The sequence below is a fragment of the Pueribacillus theae genome, from assembly GCF_003097615.1.
Lineage (GTDB): Bacteria > Bacillota > Bacilli > Bacillales > UBA6769 > Pueribacillus > Pueribacillus theae.
Genome location: NZ_QCZG01000080.1, coordinates 1 through 5,953 on the forward strand (window position 1 = coordinate 1; position 5,953 = coordinate 5,953).

Annotated in this window: 5 protein-coding genes; 1 reads left to right on the top strand and 4 read right to left on the bottom strand. The window is 41.0% G+C overall.

Annotated features, from left to right (window positions below):
- The coding region (locus DCC39_RS18440; protein ID WP_338066575.1) for a thioesterase family protein at positions 1-535 on the top strand (535 nt) is incomplete at its 5' end.
- 242 nt (positions 536-777) lie between these two features.
- Here DCC39_RS18440 and DCC39_RS18445 read toward each other — a convergent pair.
- The 4 genes from DCC39_RS18445 to DCC39_RS18460 all read right to left on the bottom strand — a co-directional run bounded on the left by DCC39_RS18445 (position 778) and on the right by DCC39_RS18460 (position 5,782).
- Positions 778-1,902, bottom strand: coding sequence for a zinc-dependent alcohol dehydrogenase family protein (locus DCC39_RS18445; protein WP_116556352.1), 1,125 nt, complete (start codon positions 1,900-1,902; stop codon positions 778-780).
- A 204-nt stretch (positions 1,903-2,106) separates the two neighbouring features.
- Positions 2,107-3,552, bottom strand: a complete 1,446-nt coding sequence (locus tag DCC39_RS18450; protein ID WP_116556353.1) for an aldehyde dehydrogenase family protein — start codon at positions 3,550-3,552, stop codon at positions 2,107-2,109.
- Between the two features lie 111 nt (positions 3,553-3,663).
- Complete coding sequence (ahlS, locus tag DCC39_RS18455; protein WP_116556354.1) at positions 3,664-4,497, bottom strand: AhlS family quorum-quenching N-acyl homoserine lactonase; 834 nt, start codon at positions 4,495-4,497, stop codon at positions 3,664-3,666.
- Positions 4,498-4,663: 166 nt separating this feature from the next.
- Entirely contained in the window at positions 4,664-5,782 is a 1,119-nt protein-coding gene (locus tag DCC39_RS18460; RefSeq protein WP_116556355.1) for a zinc-binding dehydrogenase, read from the bottom strand.
- Positions 5,783-5,953 lie beyond the last annotated feature (171 nt).

Genomic DNA, 5,953 nt, shown 5'->3' on the forward strand with positions numbered 1-5,953 from the left:
ATTATCCCATATTTATCAAAATTTAGGGGGGAATTATCTCGAAGAATTTTTACTCCTCAAGGCTGAAAATGATAGAATATTATTTGAAGAAAAAGTCCGCAAAGAATGGTTGGATTATAACGGACATATGAATGATTCGGAATATGCACGCGTATTCAGCATAGGCGTTGATCGAGTCATGAAAACCATTGGAATTACCGATGAATTCCGGGAAAACGAGCAATATACCATTTATACTCTCGAAACCCATCTTTGCTATTTGCAGGAGACAATGGAAGGCAATCCGCTACGGATCACATTTCAGCTCCTTGATCACGACGAAAAACGGCTTCACGTCTTTTTCGTTATGGAAGACAAGGGCGGAAACCGCCTTGCCACAAGCGAACAAATGCTGATGGGAATTGACTTAAAAGAACGGCGCCCCGCACCTTTCCCACCTGTTATTATGAAAAAAATAAAAGCGATTGCCGAAGAGGATAAAAAGATAGAACGGCCAAAAGAGGCGGGACGAGTTATCGGGATTCGAAGAAAATAAGGATGAAAACAAAAAACAAGCAAAGGAATTTTCTCCTTTGCTATTTGTTTTCTGCTAAACTATTAAAATAGTATGCCTTTTCCCGAAATCTCTTTTATAAGGAATGGTGGGCATTAAACACGAACCCTTCATTCAAATTCCATGGCAACTTTTTCATAACCAGGATATTTCTTTTTGTTAACTTGTATAGACGATTGGACAATGACAATCTCTCTTCAACAAGATGCTAAGTTAATCTACCTTCACATTTTAATAATGATTCTTGAGTATTCACCTTTTGCCAGTTTGTCAAAACCCTCATTAATTTCATCCAATGTGATATAATCAGCTACTAATTTATCTACCGCTAAACGATCTTGTTTGAACAAATCTATGAACCTTGGGATATCCCGTTTCGGAACACAGCTGCCTACATAGGAACCCTTTATCGTTCTCTCTTCTGCAGTTAACGTAACATATGGAAAAGAAAAATGATGCTCAGGATGTGGCAAGCCTGTTGTTATCGTTGTTCCACCCCGTTTCGTAATTCCATAGGCTACTTCCATCGCAGGTACTGCCCCGGCCGTTTCAAACGTATAATCCAAACCACCGCCTGTTTGTTCACGAATGACGTTCACAACATCTGGATCTTTTGAAAGAAACGTATCGGTTGCCCCTAATTCTTTCGCCATTTTTAATTTACTTTCATTGATATCTACAGCCACCACTCTACTCGCACCTGCCGCAACAGCACCTAAAAGTGCGCTTAATCCGACGCCTCCAAGCCCTACCACGGCAACAGTGCTACCAAGTTTTATGTTCGCTGTATTGATAACGGCACCTACACCTGTAATCACCGCACAACCAAATAAGGCAAGCTTTTCAAAAGGAATATCCTTTGGCACTTTAACCAATGAATGCCTCGATACAACGACATATTCTGAAAAAGCAGATACACCTACATGATGGTTTACCTCTCCTGTTTCAGAATGCAATCGCTTGCCACCATGAAGCAATGTACCTGCAGCATTGGATTCCGCGCCTTTTTCACAAAGGGCTGGTCTTCCCTCTTGACAAGGGATACATTGTCCACAGCTTGGAACAAAAACACAAACAACATGATCCCCTGGCACCAAATCATTTACACCTTCGCCTGCTTCAACAACGACACCTGACGCTTCATGTCCTAACGCCATTGGCAATGGTCTCGGCCTACTGCCATCGATGACTGACAAGTCTGAATGGCATAAGCTAGCCGCTTTAATCTGAACCAACACTTCTCCTTGATCTGGGGGATCCAATTCAAGTGATTCAATTTTGATCGGTTTGCTTTCAGCATAAGGTGTAGCTGCTCCCGATTTATGCAATACGGCAGATTTTATCCTCATAAATATTTTCCTCTCCTTCATCTTAATATCATGAATAAAAGATTTTAATCCACAGTCGGTTTGAGTTTGACAAAGAAGCTAACAAGACACTCCGAAACTTTTGAGCGACTGAAAGTCAATACAATGATGACCGCTCTCCAGCTTTCTACGTTCAGCCATTCAAACTCAAAAGACTGCTCCTTACAATTCTTTCTTTTATATCGTTTAGTAAAGTTTGATTCCGATAAATTTTATATCTGTCATTTCCTCAATCGCGTATTTAATTCCTTCTTTCCCGATTCCGCTGTTTTTAATGCCGCCATAAGGGATATGATCATAACGGCGCACGGAGACTTCATTGATCCATACCCCGCCTGTTTCGATCCGATCAGCTAGCCGCATCGCACGATTAATATCCTTGGTGAAAACACCAGCATGCAAACCGAATTCTGTCTGGTTGGCATAAGCAATCACTTCTTCTTCATCAGTAAATGGCATCACACTGACGACAGGCGCGAATACTTCAGCACAGACAACTTTCATGTCCTTATTGACCTCCGTGATCACGGTCGGTTCAATCATCGTCCCGTTACAATTTCCTCCTGTCAAAATCGTTGCACCTTGTTCAACTGCTTCATTGATCCATGCTTCTGCTCTTTTGGCGGCATCTTCCGTAATCATCGGTCCTAATTCAGTCGATTCATCAAGAGGATCGCCCATTTTTAATGTTGCTAATCTTGAAACTAGCTTATCAAGAAATTGATCATACACTGGTTTTTGGACATAGATTCGCTGTGCGGATACACACGCTTGCCCAGCGTAGGTATAGCCACCTGTGACAATGGCATTGACAGCAAGATCGAGATCACTGTCTTCAAAAATGATATTGGGTGCATTTGATCCTAATTCCAAAGTCACTTTTTTTCGTTTTGCCATCTCATTGATTTTCCAACCGACAGCATTACTTCCGGTAAATGTTACTTTTTTTACGAATGGATGTGTCACAAGGCTTTCTACTAATTCCGTACCTGGACCCATTAAAAGATTCAGTGCCCCTTTTGGGAGTCCCGCCTCTTCAAACAGTTGATAAAGCAAGGCGGGTGAGAATGGCGTCTTTTCTGCAGGTTTAAGCACGATCGTATTTCCAGCTGCGATCGCCGGTGCAATTTTGTGAAGAGCTAGATTCAGTGGAAAATTGAATGGTGTAATCGCAGCAACCACACCTAATGGTACGCGTTTTGTAAATCCAATTTGGTTTTCACCGCCAATGGCGCTATCCAATGGGATTTGTTCTCCGTAAATGTTCTTTGCCCCTTCCGCAGAAAAACGCAAAACTTGCACTGCTCGGGTAACTTCTCCTCGACTTTCACGAATGGGTTTCCCTGCTTCCAATGACAAGATTTTTGCAAAGTCTTCAAACTTATCTTCTAGCAAATCGGCGGTTTTACGGAGAATTTCCGACCGCTCATGCGCAGGCATGTTACGCATCGTTTCTTTAAAGACGTTATGGGAATTGGCAATCGCTTGTTCCACATCTTCTTTTTTTGCACAAGAAATTTTCCCAATGACTTCATGATTAAAAGGATTGAAAACTTCCATGTCCTTTCTTCCATTACCCACTCTTTCTTTTCCGTCAATAAACGATCCAAAATAAAGTTCTTTTTCATTCATAAGTACGTATCCTTTCCGTTGTTTCTTTACAATTGAACGGTTTTTAAAGGAAAATCAATCTCATGCACAGCAGTTAATCTGTTTCATGAAATTGATGAGTATCTCTAGTAATTATTCATAGAATCCTTCGGTTGATTTAATAAATTTTCGAAACTGCTCGGAATCGTGTCCGAACCATACTTGGGCGTTTGTTCTTTCAGCATATTTTTTAATTTTCTCAACCGCTTTCAAATATCCAATAGAGTCATAGATAATGCCTGGTATTTTTACTGGTGGCCCATAGTTTTCAGCTGAATAGACGGCATCAGAAGCGAGTATAATACTCCCTGCACCTGGTAATTCAACGTGCAAACCGAGCAAGCCCCAAGCGTGCCCAGGACCAAAATTCAATATTTTTATGCCTTCAGCAAGCTCGATCTCATCTTCATTCGGCAGAATCGTTTTCCATCGCAGATCATTCTTTATCCATGCATCGATGTCTGCCCAAATGTATGCACCCATATCCTTTGTCATGGCATACTGTTTCATCGTATTGGCAAGCTCTGTATCATGAACAATAATGGTGGCATTCGTAAACAATTCCAAACAACCGGCATGATCTAAATGGAGATGTGACGCAACAACATATTTAATATCTTCAGGACGAACCTTCAATTGTTCCAAGCGGTTAATCAAATAACAGGACTCATCTTGGAATGAAGGGAACATTTTTTGAACACCTTCAGGCCATCTCCCGTCTTTCCCCATTCCTTCCGGGTTACATCCAGTATCAAACAGAATTTTTCCTTCCGGATGATCAATCAACACCGCATAAACTGGGAACTCAATAAACTCTGCTGGTGGACTAGGATTATCGACACTTGCAGGATTATGCATGGCTACCATAAAGTTCTTATCCATTTTCATTCTCCCAGTGTCCAAAACGTACAGCTTTGTTTTACTCATTTCATTCCCTCCATTTTATATAAAAGAATTTTAATCCACAGTTGGTTTGAGTTTGACAACGAAGATATCAAGACACTCCGAAGCTTCCGAGCGACTGAAAGTAGATACAATGATGACCGCTCCCCAGCTTTCTACGTTCAGCTATTCTAACTCAAAAGACTGCTCCTTAAAATTCTTCGATTCCTTTTTCATTCACCACAATCGTTGCCCTTGTCACTTCTCTTGCCGCCGATTTATCTAAAGCTGTTTTTATTTCATCCAACGTAAATTCAGCATCAAGCATTTTATCGAAAGGGTATTTCTCATTATTTTTAGACAGAAATTGTAGTGACTTATAAAGATACCAAGGGTCATAGCGTACCAAAGGAATAATTTGGATGGATTTTCTCGTTAGAAGCCCTGGATCGAATTCAACGAATTTGCCAGGTGTTACATTTCCGATGCTCACATATTTTCCACCTGGACGAATAAAATGAATCCCTTCAGCAAATGCCGCTGGATTTCCTGACAATTCCATTCCAACATGCGCACCTTTTCCTCCTGTTAAGTCAAGGACGGCATTCGTTCGGGCATCCATCGTTTCAAAATCATTAAAATTTAGTACATAATCCGCACCAAACTGCTTCGCTTGTTCTAGCCTGCTTTCCACACCATCAATTACAATGACAGTTGCACCTTTTTCTTTCGCAACCGCAGTTGCGTTTAGACCTAAGCCACCTGCTCCCTGAATGATAATGGATTGATTGTTCGTTAATTGAGCTTTTTCAATCCCAAAATAAACTTGTGACAGCGCACAATTAGCACTTGCTGCGGAAACATCGGAAACATTATCTGGCACTTTATAAAAATACTGATTTGGATGGATATAATAATGGGTTGCAAATGTACCATGAAAATGTGGAGACTTTTCAGGTTCCTGATTCCAGAAATCATAAGCATGCTCACACAAATGAAATTTCCCTTCTTTACACGGCGTACATTTCCTGCACGTAAGATAATAGGCTGCAACAATCCGATCACCTTTTTTAATCGGATTCCCTGCGTAGTCTGTTTCCACCCCTTTTCCTGCAGCATAAAGCTCCCCAATCATCTCATGCCCTAATACGCCTCTTTTTTTCGTCGGATGCAGACCTTTCCATATGTGGAGCTCTGACCCGCAAATATTCGTTCGTAACACCCTTAACACAACTGCCCCATTTTCAGGTTCAGGAACCTCATATTCTTGGTAACGAAGTTTTTCTGGTTCCATCATGACAGCTACTCTTCCAATTTTTTTCAAAACCATAACTCCTCCTTTTTTCCCGTCTAACAATTGTTATGCAGTTTAAAAAAAATTAATGTCTTCGGGTTCAGAAATGAAATGCATGGAAAAGTTTCAAAACGACTTTCAAACTAAACATACATGACCCGCCGGGTCACAAACTTGGGATGAAAATGGTTCCATCCAATAGTTACC

Bases quoted from the DNA above. Each gene is read 5' to 3' on its own strand.
- DCC39_RS18445 (WP_116556352.1), bottom strand. From the start codon at position 1,902: ATGAGGATAAAATCTGCCGTATTGCATAAATCGGGAGCAGCTACACCT.
- DCC39_RS18450 (WP_116556353.1), bottom strand. From the start codon at position 3,552: ATGAATGAAAAAGAACTTTATTTTGGATCGTTTATTGACGGAAAAGAA.
- ahlS (WP_116556354.1), bottom strand. From the start codon at position 4,497: ATGAGTAAAACAAAGCTGTACGTTTTGGACACTGGGAGAATGAAAATG.
- DCC39_RS18460 (WP_116556355.1), bottom strand. From the start codon at position 5,782: ATGGTTTTGAAAAAAATTGGAAGAGTAGCTGTCATGATGGAACCAGAA.